Genomic DNA, 19,812 nt, shown 5'->3' on the forward strand with positions numbered 1-19,812 from the left:
CGATATATTTTTTGCCTGAGTCACTGCTTATTCCGCTTCGCAACTTAACACCTTAATCGTCGGTTTCTGCGAAAGGTTTCCAGATAGTTGAAATCCTATTGACTGCGCTTTACCAGGAAGCAAACCGTTACTCGTGTCGGAAGGTTGCGCGCTTAAGGTAAAAATTCCTTCGGACTCTACCAGGGACGCATGATTACCAAGCCAGTGGTTAACAATCATTGGATTGGCAATTTCGTCAGGATTAAAACTCAATTTAAAACTAAAATTACGGATAGGTTCTTGACTGGTATTGGTGATCGTCCCTTGAAATACTGCGCCACCCTCCCAGCGATTTTGTAAAGCTAAATTGACAGTACAGTGTTGATCATTGGAAGTAGTTCCTGCCTGGTAAAAAGCATTAAGCACTATTTCCGAAGGCTTGGCTGGTAATACCAGCTTGTTATCCGTTTTCTCACTGACCAGTGTGTAGGTCTTCTCAAGATAATGAACTGTATTGGGAAGTTCAATGTGATAGGTTTCGATGCCAAAAGTCCCTGTTTTGCTATTGATAGTTTGATTGTAAATCAACGTGGTGCAATGGCCTTGCTCAACGACACAATTGATCGTCTCTTGACGATTGAATGCTGAATGAAATTGAATAGTGGCAGCGACAGTTTGATTATTCACTGGCTTGCCACTTTCATCGAGTAGATTCATTTGATAATCGATCGTTGATGCAGGTTGAGGCCCTGTTTGCTCGCCTTCCAGGGAAATAGTTAGCACATTGTTTTGACCTTCAGTAACCTGAAAAGCGATAGGAGAGGTACTCGATTTAACCCGGTAACTTTGATGAGCCTGATTATCCAATTGATAGCTGTCTGCCAGCAACAGGTGGTAGGTTCCGCCAGCCAGATTGAATGAACATCCTTCATAGCTGCAAGTATACGATTGCCCCGTTTCCTGCAACCTGAGTTCTGCCGCACCAGTTAAGTTGAAGCCAGGATCAGCAAAAGTGATAGACAACTTTCCTTGATCTATTTTCTGGTTAAATAACTGATGTAACAGTTTTTGGGCTTGCAGATCAAGTTTGGCAGAATTGGGATCGATCATGCTGACCGTATCGCCCAAATAGCCTACTGCCCAAAAAAACAGATTATTTTGCAGATTGTTTTTTTCCAGATAAGGAATCAATGCCTTTTGAAAAAAGGCTAATCCTTCGGTGCTTTTCCATGACGCTTCTCCCAAAACTACGGAATAACCCGCTTTTTTTAAGAAGCCCCAACTCCAGTCAAATCGCAATTCACTTGGTTTGCCGGGGGCGGATTCCCAGGTAGCAACCTCGCGCGGGTAAACATGGGGTGAGAAAATCAGATGCGCATGGCTGGCATTTTCATCGCCCATTAACCAGGTTATCGCTGTCTCATTTAAACCCGTTGCCTTCAACTGTTGAATAAATCCTGCTCTGTCAAAACGAGCGTTCCCTTGCCGGGCTGGATTCTTTGCCAATAGCGTTTTGAAATCTTCGCCCCAATTGCCCTTGAACTCCAGGCGCTTGGTATGAGCGATGCAATTCGCTGGATCATTGATAATTGCATAAGCTTCATCAGGGATAAGTTCCTCATTTTTCACACAGATAACGGGTTGATCAGGATCGCCTGAACCGGGCCCAGGGCCTTCAACAAACAAGAGTAAATCAGGATTATTTTGCTGAATGATTTTAGCTGCGGTAGCGATAACTTTTATCCAGGCAGGCTGACTATTATTATTGCGATACCAATGGAGGGCATAGGGTTCATTAAAAATATCGATACCAATGACATTGCTGAGGTCACGGGCTTTAATCTCCGCCAGTATTGATTTTAAATCGGCTTCATATTGATTCAGGTTATACACGGTACCGTCCCGATAGTTATCGCCATAACCATAGCCATGATGAATATCAATGAGGACTTTGACATTATTTTTTTTAAATTCGGCAAGGCTTATCCAAAAGGCCTCTTTGGGTGACACGGCGGCAGCACAGTTTGGGCCTGTACTTGCCCAGGTTTTACAAAAAACACCATTCCCTTTGGTGGGCTGGGCTTTGTTGCTAATGGATTTATTTAAATCGACAGACGACGCCGTATCGTAGAGTACACCTGGTTGAATGGGGACACGAACAGTTTTGAAATTAACGCCTGTGGAATGATCAACCCCACTATCAATAAAATCCCACGGATGTACCAGAGCATCCAGCATCCCATAGGTTTTATTATAAGAGGTTGGGATATCACCGACTGCATAAAAGGGATGGGAGGCTAATCCCTGGAAAATTTTAGAATCTTGAAACCCTGACCAGGAGATCCCATCAATGCTAACCGGCTTGTTATTGTTATCGTAAATCACCGCGTTCTGGGTGTAAAAAGCGTAGCACTGAACCGAAACTAAGAGAGTGAATAAACTGCCTATCAGTTTTTTGACTACCATTCTTTTTCCTCAACGTTAACGGATAGGATTTAATCGGTCGATTGGGCTAATAACGCGCTGATAAGCAATTCATTGTGCCGAGAAGAACCTCTATCAATTGGACTTGTTTTATACATCAAAGGGCAAAATATAACATAAATTTGCCCCTTTAAGTGCATTTTTAGAGCAAATTAGCTTAAAGGAGAGGGCGTTCTAGGTGGGTTCAGACTTCGTTCTGTCGGGTATAGAGACTGCGTTTTCTTTTTAAAAGTCGTCTTTATTCATTTCTAGAACCTGCCATGGCTAATCTCGCAACCCTACCCCTTTCTTCAACAAGACCATATTGAGGGCACTTAAAAGGATTACCATGAAACCAATGATCAGGATTGCAAACCAAATATTGACTTCCTGCTGACCAATCATGGCATAACGTAAGGCGTTGACGATGTATAAGATCGGGTTCAGATGCGAGAGCTTTTCCCAAAAAGGCGGAAGCATACTGGTCGCGTAAAAAACACCCCCTAAATAAATCAATGGTGTCAGAACGAAAGTAGGGATGAGCATCACATCATCGAAATTGCGGGCGACCATCGCATTGGTAAATCCAGCCAGAGAGAACAGGGCCGATGCTAGAAGAACAATAAAAAGTGTCAGCGGTAAACTGTGGAAATCCAGATGGACAAAAAAACAGGACACAAGAAAAACCAGGAGCGCAACGATTAACCCTCGTAATACACCACCCAGTATATAGCCCAACAGGATAATACCATTGTGCATGGGGCTGACTAACATTTCTTCAATACTTTTTTGAAAGCGCACATTAAAGAGCGAGGTCGAAACGTTACTATACGCATTGGTAATGACCGACATCATAATCAAACCGGGTGCAATAAACTCAGAATAACTAGCCCCTTGAATGGGACCAATGCGTTGCCCCATTAAACTGCCGAAAATCATAAAATATAACGCGGTAGTGATGACCGGGGGTAAAAATACCTGCGAGGCGATACGGAACATCCTGACCAGTTCCCGCCTTACCAGCGTATAAAGAGCAATCGTTTGTTGTTTAATGGCCATGTTTAATAAGATCCAGAAAAAGCTCTTCCAAGCGGTTGGTTTTATTACGCATACTATGAATGCGAAGACCGTGCTGCGTTAATACCGAAAAAACCTCATTCAGTGACCAATTATTATCGACGCGTAATTCAAAGGTATAGTTATCAACCAGGTTTGTCACGAAAGGTTCTATCACCGGCAACTCCTCGATGGGGCTTTCTGTATTGAATACAAAGGTTTGATGCCTTAACGTTTTTAAGAGAGCATTCATCGAGGTGTTTTCAACAATGCTGCCCTGGTCAATAATGGCGATATGTTTACAAAGCTGCTCGGCCTCTTCGAGATAATGGGTCGTGAGAATAATCGTTGTTCCCTGTTTATTCGTTTGAGTTAAAAATTCCCACATACTCCGACGAATTTCTATATCCACGCCTGCAGTAGGCTCATCAAGGATTAAAACCTTGGGTTGATGAATCAAGGCTCGGGCAATCATGAGCCGGCGTTTCATCCCACCGGATAAGTGGCGCACAATCGAGTTCCGTTTATCCCATAGGCCAAGTTGTTTCAATAAAGCTTGGGCATGGGGTTTCGCCTGGGCGCGTGTTATTCCATAATAGCCGGCTTGACTGATTAAGATCTGCTCGCAGGTTTCAAAAATATTAAGGTTAAATTCCTGAGGGACTAATCCCAGGCAGGATTTAGCCAACTCGGGTTTTTCATCCAGATCATGACCATAGATATGGATACTGCCCGAGGTTTTTGTCAGTAAGGTGGTTATTAAACCGATGGTGGTCGATTTTCCTGCCCCATTAGCACCCAGCAACGCAAAAAAATCACCGGCCTTGACTCTTAAATCAATGCCTTTTAAGGCTTCGACACCATTCGCATACGTTTTACGCAGCTGGTTAATTTCTAGGGCGTACATAAGAATCTTTGGCAAGCAAATCTCTATTATACACAAGAAGTTGGTTATGAATAATTAGAGAGTAATTTCTTTAGGGATTTTGTTTGAAGATTGGTCCGGATTGCTTCGCTAACCCTTGCAAAGACGGTATTTTCAATGTTGTCCGTACAGGCATTGAATCATTACGTGACTAAGGACATCGACCGTGTCTTCATCCAACCAGTTATGCTATAGCGGGTTTGTCGGGTTGGGCAAACCTCGTGGGGTAGTTCACTGTTAAAACAGACAAACCGGTTCCCACAAGGAAGAATTGACGTGATGAGCTGATCGTTCAGCCCATAAAGGTTTAATTCTCCAGCAAAGGACTCTTGCCAGTCAGCATTAAGATAATAAACACAAGAAATCCGCCGCTCTTTGGTTGTCGCGAATTGATCAACGTGTTTTTTATAGAAAGCCCCCGGTTGGTAAATAGCAAAATGGGTTTCAAAGTCGACCAGGCCTAGAAATAGCGTTTGATTCAGCCTGTCTGCCAGCAGGTTAATTTTATTGAAATAGGCCTTGATGGATTGATTGGCAGACTCTTCATCTAACCAGCAGATTTGGTCGTTACGAATGGCGATGTGATGGCCAGCTCCGAATTGACGGCCTATTTTTGCACTTTTGAATTGGCCCTTCGCGTGCATCTCGTTAGCGATGGCACGCAGCGTTTGATAATCCTCGAGAGGAAGAAAATTATCAATAATATGGAAGCCCTGGGTACAGATCTCATTTTCCAGTTGGTCGGTAATAATCAACGGTTGTCTACAAGCGGTTGAGGGTAGCAAATTTTAATCGATGTTGGCTGAAAAATACACGCCTACCTGTTGGGTGATAGAAATTGATACCTCGTTGATGTTTGTTTTTCTCCGTTTGCCATTTTTAAAAAGCGAACACTTTATGAGGGAATTATGATAAAATTTTGCCCATTTCTATTTAACTCCAATAAGAATTCCCGTGAAAAAGACAATTTCCCTCAAAACAGTTTCGCAGATACACCAAGCCATTCTCAAATCAAATCATATCTCAGAAGCTGAAAATAAACTTGGTGTTAGCGTGGTACTGGCGGCCTTCCTTAGAAAAGCAGCCGATTATAAGGGATTTACCTTGTCTTTTGAGACCTTATCAACACTCAGCATAGAAAAAGCCAAAGAGCTATTTGGTAGTGATTACGATAAACCGGTAATTCTAAAACAAGGATCAGTAAGCGATTATAGTCTGCAAGAGATTCATGTGCTGGCAACGAATGATAAAGATAAAAGTCTATCTTCCCTGGCATTCGAATTAGGATTAGGCCGTGACAGCCTGAAACGAGGCTTGGCTCGTTATCAATACAACGGCCGTGCCCTTACCTTTAATCTTTTAAAGACAATTAGTCTGGAAGAGGCACCAACACTCTTTGGTGACTCTTATACGGTAAAATTTTCAAAACCCAAAAAAGCCTCCGCTCCTACCTGGCGGCAGGTTCATTCTATGCTCGCCGATTGTCGAGCGATTGATGATGCAGTTGTAGCATTAGGTGTCAGCATTCACAGTTTACAAATTTCTTTATCCAAGTTTCGTTACAACGGAGAGAAGCTTCGCTTGATAGACCTCAAAACAATGTCTGTGGGCTCAGCTGAACAGGAAGTATTTAAAGATTTTTATGATAAACCACATACAACGGGTAACAAATTAAACAAAGAAGTGGATTTAGCCACTATGTGGCAGGCTATTCTCAGGAAAAAGACGCTAACCGGGGCAGCAGGGGAAATTGGTATTTATCCTAACTATTTAACCAAGCGTTTAAAGGGGCTGCATGTAGATGGCATAAAACTCACTGTCCAGCTAATTATAGACAACCCAAAATTAATAGATACCCCGCGCTTTATGTTAGAAAACTGTCTGAAATTAGAGCAATATAATGATTTGCAATTAGCTATTTATTCCCCGCAAGCCGCACGAGAAATCCTAAAAGCAGCCATGTCCCTACTCCAATTACAACGGGAACAAATTTGGATAATAGAAACAGCTCCTCAGCCAACTTTAATCATACCCACCTTAAATCCCGCCGAGACTCATGTCATCCTCCTGGAGCATTTTAAACGCAAAGAATTCCTTGCCAATGATGTAGAAGGAATAGAAGAGAGTTCTTTTTCGCCTCCTATATTGGAAACCAGCGAGCAACAAAGCGCTGTGCCGCCTTTTCCTGCTGGTTCACCAGATGCCACCGCAATGTTTTTTTCTCAGGCCCAGGCAAGCCCCGATGGAGAAGCAGGTGCTCCTGATACCGTTGAAACCGAATCAGAATTTCAAACGGTAAGAATAGGCTCTTTTACTCTTCCTGTACTCGAATTGAGAAGGCAATACAGCCCTACTTTCTTCAGCAATCCTAGCCCTTCAGAAAGAGGAGAGGAGCCTTTGGCAGCAGAAGAGCCAGATGCTCCCTTGGAAACTCAAACCAATTATTCCATGATGCAATTATTGGCTGAAAGGTATCGTTCAGGTCATGCAAGAGTAGAAGGATCCTGTTTAATCTTTTCAATCGATGAAAACTTAAGGGAACCAATGTATCGAGCACTTGCCGAGACTCACACGCTGGCGCTTTTTAATTTGACAATCATACCGCAACAAGAAACGGTCATTTTGAAATTAGCAGAGCCTAATGACGATGAAGCCAGAGATATTTTTTCTTGCTTTGGTGAAGTGCTCGCTACTTCCTACATGAGTCAAAACGAAAAACCCAAGAGGGAAAACGAAGAACCCAAAGCATTGCAACCGAAACGTTCGGCTGCAAATAATGAGGATGGTAAAAAGAAGTCCCGCTTGGAAGAGGAAAGTTGCCTGGAAGAGGAGTGTTTCTATGAAAGCTTGCCTCGCCCATTCTAGTTCCCATTCTTAACAATGCTTTAGCTGGTTTATTTGCCTAATTGCTTTGGAGCATTTTATAAAGACTGAGTGCATTTTCTCTGGCTTGATCATGATCAACGATTGGTTTTGGGTACTTCTTGCCAATTAAGCCCGTGACGGGTTGCGGCGCTAACCAGGGTTGATGGATCCATTCGCTTGGCAGTTTTGCAAGTTCTGGCACCCATTGCCGGATATAGTTTCCCTGAGGATCAAATTTTTTACTTTGGAGGATGGGATTAAAAATGCGGAAGTAGGGGGCCGCATCAGCACCGCTTCCCGCTACCCATTGCCAACTGGCAGAGTTATTTGCCAAATCTGCGTCCAGCAGGGTATCTAAAAACCAGGCGGCACCCTGTCGCCAGTCAATCATTAAATCTTTCGTCAGAAAGGAAGCAACAATCATACGGACACGATTATGCATATAGCCCGTTTGCCATAGCTCACGCATCCCGGCATCAATAATGGGATATCCCGTCATGCCCTGCTGCCAGCAATGTAGGCCGCTGTCGTCGATTTGCCAGGGAAAATCGTTAAATTCGGATTTAAAATTGCTATGGGGAAGTTCTGGAAAATGATAAAGCAAATGATAGGAAAATTCCCGCCAACCCAGTTCTGCTAAAAAACGGTCTATTGACGCTGAATCGATATCCTTCGCAAATTGCGCTTGTTTTAATGTTCTCCAGAGATGCCAGGGGCTCATTTCACCAAAATGAAGATGGGGGGATAACCTGGAAGTGCTATCCAGCTCGGGAATATCACGTGAGGTTTGGTAACCGTTTAGGGCGTTATTGAGAAAATGATCCAATCGTTTTTGCGCACCGTCCTCTCCCGGTTGCCAATAGGTATGAAAAGCCGCCGCCCAGTTTGGTTTTTCAGGTAATAAATTCCAGTCTTGCAAGGGTTCGCTATCAAGAGGCGGGGTGGAGGGGTGGCCTTGTTTAATCATGGGCTCTGGGATATTCATTGCTGTGAGGCAATGCCGCCAGAACGGTGTAAACACCTTGAAATACCCCCCGCTTTTGTTTTTGATGGTCCAAGGCTCATTAAGCAGGCTACCATTAGAGCTTAGGACGTTAATCCCTTGCCCGCCCAGCGTTTTCTTGATCAAGCTATCACGCTGGATTGCAGAAGGTTCATAGCATCGATTCCAATAGACTGTATCGACTTGAAACTCCTGGCTTAGCTGAGAAAGGATGTCTATTGCTTTGCCGCGACGAAGCAATAATGTTAGGCCCTGCTTTTGCAGGCTTTCTTCCAGGGCCAGCAAACTATGGTGCAGCCACCATTTTTGAGCGCTGCCCAGGAGGGTTTGGTCATCCAGAATATAAAGCGGAATGACGACAGGGTGATTATTGCAAGCCGAGATAAAGGCGGGATTATCATGACAACGTAAATCCTGTCTAAACCAAATAATTGCTGCAGACATTGATAACCCTTTCATTATTTTATAACGTTACAGATTATCACAGTTGTTAATGCTTTAAACGGTAAGCAATAGGAAAGAATATGAAAAAGCGGATTCTGCTCGGGGTTTCTTCTTGTCTTCTTGGTGAGAAAGTTCGCTTTGATGGGGGACACAAGCGTGATAATTATATCTGTGATCTCCTTTCCCATTATGTTGATTTTCTACCTGTTTGTCCGGAAGTGGCTATTGGTATGGGTATACCCAGACCGGCTATCCGTTTGATTGGCGAGGCTGGTTCTCCGCGCCTGGTGGAGGTCAAAAATCACCAACGCGATTATACGCAGCCGATGCTGGACTTTGCCCATGAGACGATGAAGACACTCACTACGATTAGTGGTTATATTTTAAAGAGCAAGTCACCTACCTGCGGTTTAAAGCGGGTGAAAATTTACCGGGGAAAAGAGCAGGCGCCGCTATTAGGGGAAGGTTTATATGCCAGTGTATTGAAAAAGACATTTCCCTATTTGCCCATTGAAGAAGAAGGGCGATTAAATGACGCGAAGATTCGGGAAAATTTTATCGAAAGGCTTTTTATTTACCATGACTGGCAAGTCACCATGGAGCCTGGTTTTACCGGGAAGGAGTTAATTAACTTTCACACCCGTCATAAGTTAACCTTAATGGCTCATCACCCGCATAAAAGCCGGGAGCTGGGGCGCCTGGTCGGTACACTGGATAAAGAGAATGGCTCGACGTTAATGCTTGAGTACCTGCAAGGTTTGATGACCATTTTAAGCTTTATTGCAACGCCCGCCAAGCATGCCAATGTCCTGCAACACTGTTTGGGGTATTTCAAAAAGGTCTTAAGTGCACAAGATAAACAAGAATTACTGAACACGATTACTAATTATCAACGCGGGCTTTTGCCGTTAATTGTGCCTATCACGTTATTAAAACACCATCTAAGCCACCATCCACAACCCTATCTGGAAATGCAGAGCTATTTGTCTCCTTATCCTGAAGAGCTAATGCTACGCAATCACATCTAAACATCCTGCCCATAGCAACGTATTTGGTAGCCCGGTTGCGCGCAACCGGGTTTCCCGATTTAAAATTCTAATGAACCAACGCATTTTCCACGGCTTGCCGCAGCATCGTCGGCAAAATTGGCTTGATGTAGATATGGTTTGCCCCCAAAGCCAAACACTGTTGCCCCAAGGGTTCGTCGACATGGGCTGAAATGACAATGATAGTGGTATCCTTATGCAAAGGATTCGCACGAATCAATGGCAGGATTTCCTCGCCTCGCTTATCCGGTAATCCCAGGTCCAGAAGGATGCAATTAAAGAATTGGTTGGTCAGTGTTTCCAATGCTTGCTGCGCTGTTTCTGCCAACGTTAATTGATAGTCGTTGCTCAATAATGAACGGTATATTTGCTGGCAAATGAAATTGTCTTCAATGATTAATAATTGTGTCATGATTGTCCTTTTCATAATCTGTTGTAAAAACGGTCATTTAATCCGGTTACGGCGCTTCCTCACGCCGTCCTCTTATTCTCCCGTGCCTCCTTTACGCGAAGGCGGTGAATCTCCGGTTTCCCACCTGCCTTAAGCAGGCGATCCGATTTCCCCATAACGTATACCTTTAGCTATCGCTTCTGCAATGTTTTTACACGCCAGTTTTTGAAAAATGTTATTGCGATGCCACACCACCTGCCGTTCCGACAAGGCAAAAAAGGTGGCAATCTCTTTAATACTTTTCCCTATAGACGATAAATACAAACACTGCTGCTCACGTTTGGTTAAACGTCCATCGATACAAAGCGGCCGCTGCACCCACGCCAGTGACAACAAGGTCTGCACTTCAGCAAGCTGCTTGTTGGTAGGATTTGGATTACCCAAATAATTTAAGTAATCTTTCGCAAAGGCTTTAAAAAACTGGTTTTGTTTCGCTGTATAGTAATGAATAAAATCTTGTTTGTTAATCCTCTTAGGTTCCATGTTTTTCTCCAACGTAGGTTGGGCGTCTCACCCAAAACGTGTCGGGTCAAGACCCGACCTGCATTAAAAAGAACACGAGCAAGAGGCGCGACTGTTCCTACCCGTGCAGTGAGTATTGGAAACAATAGTGTTCGTTTAGCAATTCACCTGCGCAAATAGCTAACAAAACCTAAAGGTCACGTCGAAAAAAGGGGGATTTTATGTCGTTTCTTACGAAGGAAACGTTGAAAAAAGGAATGCAAATGAAATAACATGACATCAGCCATAATTTATCTCCGAATAGATTGTGGTCAGCTGGTAGCGGGGGAGTGCCATCCCTCCTATCAGCGCTTTTAGTGCATTTAAACTTAAAACGCGTTTCAATCTTATTTTATTCCGCGGTGAGTTGCAACTGGAAAATGGATGTGTTTTCAGGGGCTCACTGTGGAAGTCCAAATCCGTTACTTCATGCTAATAAGAACTCTTGGTGTAATACACTGGTCTGGTTTGCTTAAGTGTCATTCTTCTTTGGAGAGTCAATTTAGTAGTTAAAACTATGGATGATAGAGAGGGGCGGTAACTAAAACGGGGAATTAAGCAACTTTGAATAAACTTTTGGGTGTTTGAGGATTGACGGTGCCCGAGGAGGGCACCTAATTTGGTTAAATTTTCATAGTTAAGTCATGACTGGTAATCGATGAGTTAATTCACTGCCGATAGGCCTCTCCGTATCATTAGTAACGCTGATGTCCGAAGCGAGCGTTTTAGATGGCTTATCAAAAAGTCTATAAACTCCGTTTATATCAGATTGTTTTTCGTTTGAGGCGTTTTTCTTATAGGTGCTCTCTATCTGATAAGTCATATACCCAGCTGTGACTAATAAAGCCAGAGGCCATGAAAATGCCGCTATAGTAATGACAAAAGCTGGTCCTGCAGTATTATAAGCCAATCTTTTCCAAAACTCATTGTAGGCTTGACTAGATTGATTTGTCAGCTGCTTCATTAAGCTACGATGCTCGTCACTATCTTCAATAGCACCGTTGGCTATTTCACGTTGAATGGCAATAGTTGATTTCGCATAATTCTTGTATTCATCAGCAGTAGCATAGAGGCCATTACCAAGCATGCTTAAAACAGCAAGTCCCAATCCACCCGAAAGGACAAGTGATGCTCCAAAGCCTGCGACAATAAGGCTTGCAGCCAGGATGTTGGCAGCATAATATGCACTTTGTGCTTCCCACTCGTCATTTAGCATATCAATCTGTCTTTGAACAACAGTAAGTTGTGTAGATTGAGCAGGCAATGTTAATAAATCCCTTTCTTCTACCAACTCTGAGAGGCGATGTTTGTATTTTCGAGCCTCAAACAACCATTGTGCAGTTAGAAGTGCGGCATCAAACGCTAAAAAGACTAAGGTGGCATTATTAGCTGCGGTATCTGAGATATGGAATTGTTTATTATAATTAGTCAGTAAATTGACCGTTCCCCATACGGCATCATTGAGCATGCTAAAGCCACGTTTCTCCATTTCCTGGATAAAGACTTGCTCGCTCGATAACTCATTGCCAAGCTGGGCTTCAACGATATACCTGGTCATTGTGACGAGATCAATCATAAACCGCAGAGCATAGATACCAACACTTAAAACATACAGAACGGGTTGAGGCTTCTCCAGCATTTTTAGAAAATCATTGGGGTTATAGTGAGGCCCTTCCTTGATATTTAATCGGTTTAAATAATCAGCAAAGCCGTTGGCTTGAAGGAAGGCCACCATCTCTTTGACAAGACCGCGACAATAAATCCAATAGATACGATAGGAATTCACAAGAGAAAGATTGCCTCTTAATTGAGAGGAGCTACTTAACGAACTTCTTAATCCATAAAGACTATGAGCCAATTTATTTCCAATAAATGATGACGTAATTGGTGGCACATTGGTTTTACCGGCCTTTGAATTTGGATTTCTAAATGAATCAATTTCTTTTTTCTTGCTTTGGAGGTCGTCTAATTTTTCTCGAACATAATAAATTTGATAGTAAGCAATCATCAAATCACACAATTCAGCCATATACTCTACGGCATCATTGTTGCGATCATTTTCCCACTTCTTTTTATTAGAAATAAACAATTGATACAGCGATGAAAACTCGGCGTCAAGCTCATTTAAACTAAAATCATCTGTTTTAAAATTGAAAGCAGAGTCAGTTTTTTTCTCTTTTTTAAAGAAGTTATTTTTAATTTGCTTTAGCTGAGGAGCCATATAATTACCTTATTTCTAATGAATCGATGGTCTATTAGTTTTATCAATCAATTATTAAGGAATTATTAAAAAATGAGCACAGTGAAGATAATTTTTCTACTTTTTTAAGATTTACTCGCGTCAGCGCATTATTATTGCCATTTTATTATCAAGTTCATGTCAGAAGTGCAAAAACCGAACAGGCCAAACAAAAAGATTGACTAAATTTTTAAATTTCTTTCAGAAGAAGGGGGATATGATCAGGTTGGCAATTGGATGCCAGCAGTTAGTAAACAATTTCAACACTCATTGTGCAGTACCATCTCAGAGAAAACAGGGAACCCCTACCATGTGCCTAAGCGTACTGTAACAAGAAGAGGTATACATGGGGGGCTGTATCACTATCCTTGTTACTATCTAGAATCTTCTATCTAGCTTTTCCTTGTTTATCCTCGTACATTGCTGTATCGGCCTCTTGAAGCATTTCGTCTATTGACTTATCAGTATCATATGAAAAATGAGCGACCCCAGTACTGTATTCAATATTGTAGGGTTTGTGCAAGGTAGTATTCGCATTTTTAATATTTGTCTTAAAACGTTTTAAAATAGTGTTAATTTCATTGTCATCGCAATCGACCAACATAGTGACAAATTCATCCCCGCCGAGTCGAGCTATCACATCACACTCTCGAAAAGACTCAAGCATGATTTGTGCAAACAGTGTTAACACAAAATCACCCTCATGATGTCCATATTTATCGTTGATTATTTTAAATTTGTTCAAATCAAATAATAAGAAAGCCATCGGCTTTTTATGTCTTCGGCAAATTTTCATGGTGTGGTCGGCCAATGTTAAAAATCCCCGCCTGTTAGAAATCATCGTCAACTCATCCAATGTGGCTAATTGTATCGATTTAATTTCTTGCTCTATCATCCCACCTAAATCCTTGAGCAGCTGCTGGTCCTCATCATTCATTTCTCGTGGATTAGAATCTATAAGACATAAAGTGCCTAAAACTATCCCTTGCCTAAGTTTCAAAGGATAGCCTGCATAAAAGCGTATATTTGGGTGATTTATTACTAAGGGGTTATCAATAAAACGGACATCTTCAAGCGTGTTTGGTATGATAAATAAGCCCTCTTGATTAATAGCATGACCACAAAAAGAAATTTCCCTAGACGTTTCAGAAGCATCGATTCCCTGCGCAGATTTAAACCACTGGCGATTTTCGTCGACTAAACTCACTAATGAAATCGAGACGCCAAACAATCTTTTAGCCATTCGTGTAACACGATCAAATCTTTCTTCGTGGGAGCTATCGAGAATTTGTAGTGCTCTTAAGGCATGTAAGCGCTCAGCTTCATTCTTTGGTAATTTAGGCTTTATCATTTAAATATCCTTATATAAATGTCATATTTAAACGCCTATAGCAAAAACTTTAAATCAGCGGGGTAGTAACTGATGATTTATAGTGAAATCAGTTACAAATTTATTGTGCTTCTTTTATCCAAAACAATCAAATTAAGTATACTTAAAAACCTTCAATACAACAAATCACACATCTATACTAGGCATCGTTATATATGGATCCAGGACGGGATGCAAAAAGTAAACGTAGCCTGGGTGGAGGTCTGCAGGGTCGTAAACCGGGTTTCACTTTGTTTCACCCAGGCTACTTGCTATCACCTTCCCAAGCGACTTATTTAAAAATTGCTCATACTTTGGGAGGTTCTTATATATCGCTCGGGAAAATCCCTTAAATAAAGCCAGACTGAGTAAATACGGAATTCACGTTTAGAAAATATCATGCAATGTATGAGTCATTGTGCAAATGGGGGGAGGGCTTGAGTTTTGATTGTTGAATACAAGATTCAAGCCCTGACCCCGGGGTTGGTGTTTTTGGCAAAGACATATTCCTTTTGTTAAAGGAATATATTTATTTTACGATAACTGCAGTTATCACATTTACTCTATCTGCTTTTTGTTTAACGGTTTTTTCATGCGTCATCCTTAGTATTCAATCTTTGTTTTTATGTTGATTTTTTGGCTTAATGTTTTATGTACTGGACAACGATCGGCAATCTGCTCGAGACGTTCTTTCTGTAAATTGGATAAGTTACCTTTAACAGTGACGGTGCGTTTAATTGTTTCCATATAACCTGTAGAGTCATCACACTCATCACAATCCTTTTGATGCAGGCGCGCATGGGAAAGCTCAACCTGGACAGAGTCCAATGGCCATTGGTTTTTATTGGCAACAAGACGAATGGTCATTGCTGTACAAGCACCCAGGGCAGCCAGAAGATGCTCATAAGGATCGGGACCGAGGTTTTGTCCACCGGCTTGTTCTGGTTCATCCGCTAACCACTGGTGATCGTCGCTGTAGACTCGTTGTGTAAACATGTGGTCCTTTTCCTCAACGACAACATGGCCCTCATCAACTGATTTAGACTGTTTTTCTTCCGCTGGCAAGTTAACAAGATATCGGCTTGCCCAGGCAGTGATTACTTTAGCAGCATACTGAGCGTCTTCTTGCCGACCCAATAAATGATCGGCTTTATCCAGACTAATAAAACTTTTAGGGTGAGCGGCTGCTTTATAGAGTTTTTCTGCCTCATCAATGGATACGATTTTATCAATGGGTGAATGCATAATCAGTAAGGCCTTACCTTTAGTGCTTTTAATCGTTTGCTGATATTGATCAATATCCTCAAGAAACTGTTTTTTAATTGAAAACTGCTTTGGGCCCAGGTGGACTTTGGCACTGCCTTTGTTTTCTATTTCAGTCAAATCAGCAGAAAAATGTTCTTTGACATGGTGTGCCGTTGCGGGTGCGCCAATGGTCGCAACCGCCTGGACTTCTTTAATCTGTTTTGCAGCCAGCAAAACCGCAGCGCCACCCAGGCTATGACCTATAAGCATGACGGGTGCTTGATACTCATTCCGTAAAAAATCAGCCGCTGCAACTAAATCGTCTACATTAGACGAAAAGTTTGTTTCAGAAAAATTCCCTTCACTACGCCCAAGGCCAGTAAAATCAAAGCGCAATACGGCAAATCCATTTAGGGCCAGCTCTTTGGAGATGCTTCGTGCTGCTGCTATGTCTTTCCCACAGGTAAAACAGTGTGCGAATAGCACATAGCCGAAGCATTCACTTACAGGTAGCTCAAGCTTACCTTCAAGTTTTATATTGTTACTGTAAAAATAAATAGTTTTTTGCATAGAATTTCCTTATTAAACTTATCTTCCCTGGAGTACTTTTCTGGCTCGATAGATTAATACAAATGCCTTCGTTTATGCTACTTTGAGCATGTCGCATATTTCATCAAAAGACAATTGTTCAAAAGAGGTCATCGAGCTGTATTTCTGAGGATGAAAGCAAATTATAGGCTTTCACGAATTGAAAGCATCATGAACGAATTAATAAACTATCACGGCTTATCAAGTTAGATACCGATGCTATCAACATTACGCGGATAGTTTTTCCCTTTTTTCTGTAAAAACGTAATTATTTTGCTCAAACTGAAATAATCTTTTGCAACGGACCGGGCTGTTTTATAAGATTAGGATTTAAACTTAGGCAAGAGTAACAGGTGACCTTTAAGTTAATTGCTTGATGGATGGTTCACCGATTGTTCTTCCCGCTTACGGCAGGAGAGCGTTAAGCTCAGCATGATTGGGTCTATTGACCGATGTGTTCAATTACGAGATAATATGAATCTTTTATAACCAATCTGGTGTTTTAGTTTCTTTTTTGCCACCTAACGAAAGCCACACCTTTTAGAGCAATTTTGTTAAGAAAATGAAATACGTAATCAATGCAATAAGTATTTGCATTCTTAGCCATAAGTGGAGACATCATGCAATTAAGTCCTGGCGGCCAAACCCTGATTAGAGTGAGTGAGAGTGATATTGTCGATGGTTCTTGTCAAATTCCTGCCGGTATTACAGCCATTGGTAGTGCAGCATTTTATGGGTGTGTCAACTTAAAAGCGCTAAGCCTTCCTGCTGGGATCACAGCAATTAATGCTGCAGCATTTCTTGACTGTATCCACTTAAAAACGATAACCCTTCCTGTTGGGGTCACAGCAATTGGTGCTACAGCATTTGGGGGCTGTAGGAGTTTAGAAGTGATAACACTTCCTGCTGGGGTTACGGCCATTGGTGGTGCGGCATTTTCTGGGTGTGCCAACTTAAAAATGCTAACACTTCCTGCTGGGGTCAGAAGCATTGGTGATAGTGCATTTCTTCGTTGCAACAGCTTAGCCTTAATTATCATCGCTAGCGATGATGAGACTGAGATAGCGCGAATAACTCACTTACTACCTGAAGAATTAAGAAGCAAAGTTATCTCCAAGAGTTTATTGGATGAGATTACTCACTTTCAGGAGCGACAATTAGCCAGGCTTCTATCCACACCCCAAACCAATCGTCTTTATCGTTTCTTTCATGATAATAACCTGTTTATGTCTAAACTTGTGGAAAAAAATGAAGCTGGACAAGTAATAAAGAAAGCGTGTATTAAGTTGCCAGACGATATATTTTGGCATATCAATGAGCAGGCAGTTGGTGCTAATCCTTATTACCAACAGGCACACGTTGCTATTAAGCGTGAACCCCTGCCTAAAACAACACAGGCGTTTGAGCGCTATAAAGAGCGCCTGGACGAGCTAGTCATGCAGTACATTGTAAAAGCCATGGAACAGGCACAGCGTTTCATGCCTAAAACGCCTGGCGGCGCTAACGAAGAGGTTACTGTGTGCGCCCCCGCTGTTTGATTACGTTAGAAGGACTCGCGAAAAAGAGTAGCATTAGCCTAAATTGATGCTTTGAAGAGAGCAGGTTAATGCGCGGCGCTAGCAAACATAATAAGTCGATAATCAGACCTAATGATATAACCGTGTAGAACGTTAGATTAAGGCCATTAATGGCCTATAGGAGGCTGTCTGGGAAAAGGGTTATGATCTGTATTAAGCATAAGTAAGCTGTCAGCTTTATGGCCGTTAGCACACAGTTTCTCACTGATTTTTAGCAGTAAAATACTATGTTTGTTTTTAATAATAACAATTAAGAACTGTAGCATTGAAATAATAGTTGTTGCTGATCTAAGAATATTTGCAACGATAAAAAACAACCCCATCTATAATCCTCGCATCATTAGACCAGATGCGAGGAGCCTATTTAGTATTAACGGTAATTTAATCGTTATCTTCTTTAGAAAGCTTACCGGTTGTTGCATCGATTTTTACCTCAAATTTCTTACCTTGAGCATCTCGGCCTTTAACTTCCCATTGACCATGTTCAAATTCAATTTTTCGGATATTTGTATATCCTGCTTTCTCAGCGGCCGAAAGCGCTTGTTGAATACTTACTTTGGGTTGAGATGAGCTTGCAAAAGCAGCGGAACATAAAAAAGCTATTGATGATAGAAAAATTGTTTTTATTTTCATATTGGATCACGCAATCGTTGGGAATTTAAAAATTAACATTTAATCATTATTCTGTAAATAAAGGTGTTTAGATAAGGTTTATAAATAGTAGTTTAAATGAATACGACGAGCAGCAAGTCCAATAAGAGCAATAACACAAAAGCAAGCCCCCATATAGAATGTAAAAGATGGGCTGGCGTATTCCCACAAAAATCCAGCTAGCATGCTGGCTACCAGCATCATTAACCCACTTGCTAAATTAAAAAATCCATAGGCAGTACCACGTAAATCGATAGGTGAAACATCGGCTATCATCGCAGCCAATAAACCTTGAGTCATGCCCATGTGTATCCCCCAAAGAGAAGCACCTACCATAACAGCTATCCACTGATTAATTGCAAGCAGTATATCGGCAACCATTAAGACCAATAGGCCTATTATTAACAGCCTGGAATGACTCATGTTATCAGCAAGTTTGCCGAATGGATAAGCAGAAACAGCATAAAAGAAACTCATGATAACCATTACAAACGGTGCTGCAGCAATTGACATCCCAACATTCATTGCACGTAACACAAGAAACGCTTCACTAAAGCGGGCAAGGGTGAAAATTGCTCCAATTGCAACAAGCCACCAATAAGCCCTACCTAAACGAGATAAATTTTGACGCTGAAGCGGATTGATGCGCTTTTTATTCGGCTTCTGGATTTTTGGTTCAGTTACCCCAACAATAAGGAGTAAAACAGATAAAACTCCAGGAATGACTGCAATCCAGAATACTGCTCGGAAATGATTAGCAAAAAATACCATCAATCCGCCTGCTAATAAAGGACCCAGTACTGCACCTATTGTATCCAGTGATTGACGAAGCCCAAATGAACTGCCCCTTAGATGACAGGGTGCAATATCAGCAACCAGTGCATCACGAGGAGCACCTCTGATCCCTTTTCCTACTCTATCGAGTACTCGGGCACATAAAACAACACCACTGGTCGGTGCTAAGGCAAACAATGGTTTTGATAAAGCACCCAATGCATAGCCAATAACAGCGAGCGCTTTTCTTTTACCTAAATAATCACTCAATATACCTGAAAAAATTTTCACAATAAGTGCTGTGGATTCTCCTACCCCTTCAATGACACCAATTGTAAAGGTGCTTGCACCTAAGGTAGTTGTTAAAAATAATGGCAATAAGCTATGAATAATTTCTGATGAAATATCCATTAGCATGCTGACAAATCCTAAAATCCAGATGCTTATCGGAATCTGTGATAAAACAGAATTTGATTTATTATTCATGGTGAGTACATGGTTTCAGTTATTTATTTATAACACTCAGCGAAACAAAACGTCGATTTTTTTAGTCGAATCTCGATTTAAGCATGTAACAATCTATTAAAACTTAGCCCCCTTTGGATGTCAGCCACAACTCTATGATAGGAGGGAAGT

General features: G+C 41.7%; 16 protein-coding genes. 3 read left to right on the forward strand and 13 right to left on the reverse strand.

Translation table 11 applies throughout. From position 1 onward, the window contains the following. Positions 1-27 precede the first annotated feature (27 nt). The 4 genes from DYC89_RS02275 to DYC89_RS02290 all read right to left on the reverse strand — a co-directional run bounded on the left by DYC89_RS02275 (position 28) and on the right by DYC89_RS02290 (position 5,178). Positions 28-2,445, reverse strand: a complete 2,418-nt coding sequence (locus DYC89_RS02275) for a cellulase family glycosylhydrolase (protein ID WP_115220312.1) — start codon at positions 2,443-2,445, stop codon at positions 28-30. Between the two features lie 282 nt (positions 2,446-2,727). Further along, entirely contained in the window at positions 2,728-3,501 is a 774-nt protein-coding gene (locus DYC89_RS02280) for an ABC transporter permease (protein WP_115220313.1), read from the reverse strand. Beyond that, on the reverse strand, positions 3,491-4,405 hold the full coding sequence (locus tag DYC89_RS02285; protein WP_115220314.1) for an ABC transporter ATP-binding protein: 915 nt from the start codon (positions 4,403-4,405) through the stop codon (positions 3,491-3,493). Before DYC89_RS02285 ends, DYC89_RS02280 begins: the two co-directional genes overlap by 11 nt. A gap of 161 nt (positions 4,406-4,566) precedes the next feature. Beyond that, entirely contained in the window at positions 4,567-5,178 is a 612-nt protein-coding gene (locus DYC89_RS02290) for a 2OG-Fe(II) oxygenase (RefSeq protein WP_115222627.1), read from the reverse strand. Positions 5,179-5,377: 199 nt separating this feature from the next. On the opposite strand from DYC89_RS02290, the gene DYC89_RS02295 reads away from it, so the two are divergent. Further along, positions 5,378-7,288, forward strand: a complete 1,911-nt coding sequence (locus DYC89_RS02295) for a hypothetical protein (protein WP_115220315.1) — start codon at positions 5,378-5,380, stop codon at positions 7,286-7,288. A gap of 37 nt (positions 7,289-7,325) precedes the next feature. On the opposite strand, the gene DYC89_RS02300 is transcribed toward DYC89_RS02295, so the two are convergent. After that, on the reverse strand, positions 7,326-8,735 hold the full coding sequence (locus DYC89_RS02300; protein WP_115220316.1) for a cryptochrome/photolyase family protein: 1,410 nt from the start codon (positions 8,733-8,735) through the stop codon (positions 7,326-7,328). Between the two features lie 80 nt (positions 8,736-8,815). On the opposite strand from DYC89_RS02300, the gene DYC89_RS02305 reads away from it, so the two are divergent. After that, positions 8,816-9,763, forward strand: coding sequence for a YbgA family protein (locus tag DYC89_RS02305; RefSeq protein WP_115220317.1), 948 nt, complete (start codon positions 8,816-8,818; stop codon positions 9,761-9,763). Positions 9,764-9,830: 67 nt separating this feature from the next. On the opposite strand, the gene DYC89_RS02310 is transcribed toward DYC89_RS02305, so the two are convergent. The 5 genes from DYC89_RS02310 to DYC89_RS02335 all read right to left on the reverse strand — a co-directional run bounded on the left by DYC89_RS02310 (position 9,831) and on the right by DYC89_RS02335 (position 16,156). After that, positions 9,831-10,193, reverse strand: coding sequence for a response regulator (locus tag DYC89_RS02310; RefSeq protein WP_115220318.1), 363 nt, complete (start codon positions 10,191-10,193; stop codon positions 9,831-9,833). A gap of 129 nt (positions 10,194-10,322) precedes the next feature. After that, the gene (locus DYC89_RS02315) at positions 10,323-10,715 is read right to left on the reverse strand and encodes a helix-turn-helix domain-containing protein (RefSeq protein WP_115220319.1); all 393 of its coding nucleotides are present in this window, start codon (positions 10,713-10,715) and stop codon (positions 10,323-10,325) included. A gap of 655 nt (positions 10,716-11,370) precedes the next feature. After that, a complete protein-coding gene (locus DYC89_RS02320) occupies positions 11,371-12,954 on the reverse strand; it encodes a hypothetical protein (RefSeq protein ID WP_115220320.1) in 1,584 nt (527 codons plus the stop codon). A 406-nt stretch (positions 12,955-13,360) separates the two neighbouring features. After that, positions 13,361-14,323, reverse strand: coding sequence for a sensor domain-containing diguanylate cyclase (locus tag DYC89_RS02330; protein WP_115220321.1), 963 nt, complete (start codon positions 14,321-14,323; stop codon positions 13,361-13,363). A gap of 621 nt (positions 14,324-14,944) precedes the next feature. After that, positions 14,945-16,156 carry a bifunctional alpha/beta hydrolase/OsmC family protein gene (locus tag DYC89_RS02335; protein ID WP_115220322.1) on the reverse strand — a complete coding sequence of 404 codons (1,212 nt, stop codon included), beginning with the start codon at positions 16,154-16,156 and terminating at the stop codon, positions 14,945-14,947. Positions 16,157-16,794: 638 nt separating this feature from the next. Between DYC89_RS02335 and DYC89_RS02340 the strand changes: the two genes are divergently transcribed. Further along, positions 16,795-17,712: a leucine-rich repeat domain-containing protein gene (locus DYC89_RS02340; RefSeq protein WP_115220323.1), complete on the forward strand. Its 918-nt coding sequence runs from the start codon at positions 16,795-16,797 to the stop codon at positions 17,710-17,712. 146 nt (positions 17,713-17,858) lie between these two features. On the opposite strand, the gene DYC89_RS16915 is transcribed toward DYC89_RS02340, so the two are convergent. The 3 genes from DYC89_RS16915 to DYC89_RS02355 form a co-directional block, all read right to left on the reverse strand. Continuing rightward, the gene (locus tag DYC89_RS16915; RefSeq protein WP_115220324.1) at positions 17,859-18,074 is read right to left on the reverse strand and encodes a DUF4389 domain-containing protein; all 216 of its coding nucleotides are present in this window, start codon (positions 18,072-18,074) and stop codon (positions 17,859-17,861) included. Positions 18,075-18,132: 58 nt separating this feature from the next. After that, positions 18,133-18,384: a PepSY domain-containing protein gene (locus DYC89_RS02350; RefSeq protein WP_115220325.1), complete on the reverse strand. Its 252-nt coding sequence runs from the start codon at positions 18,382-18,384 to the stop codon at positions 18,133-18,135. Positions 18,385-18,462: 78 nt separating this feature from the next. Beyond that, the gene (locus tag DYC89_RS02355; protein WP_245953933.1) at positions 18,463-19,593 is read right to left on the reverse strand and encodes an MFS transporter; all 1,131 of its coding nucleotides are present in this window, start codon (positions 19,591-19,593) and stop codon (positions 18,463-18,465) included. Positions 19,594-19,812: the final 219 nt, after the last annotated feature.

Source organism: Legionella donaldsonii (genome assembly GCF_900452385.1).
GTDB lineage: Bacteria > Pseudomonadota > Gammaproteobacteria > Legionellales > Legionellaceae > Tatlockia > Tatlockia donaldsonii.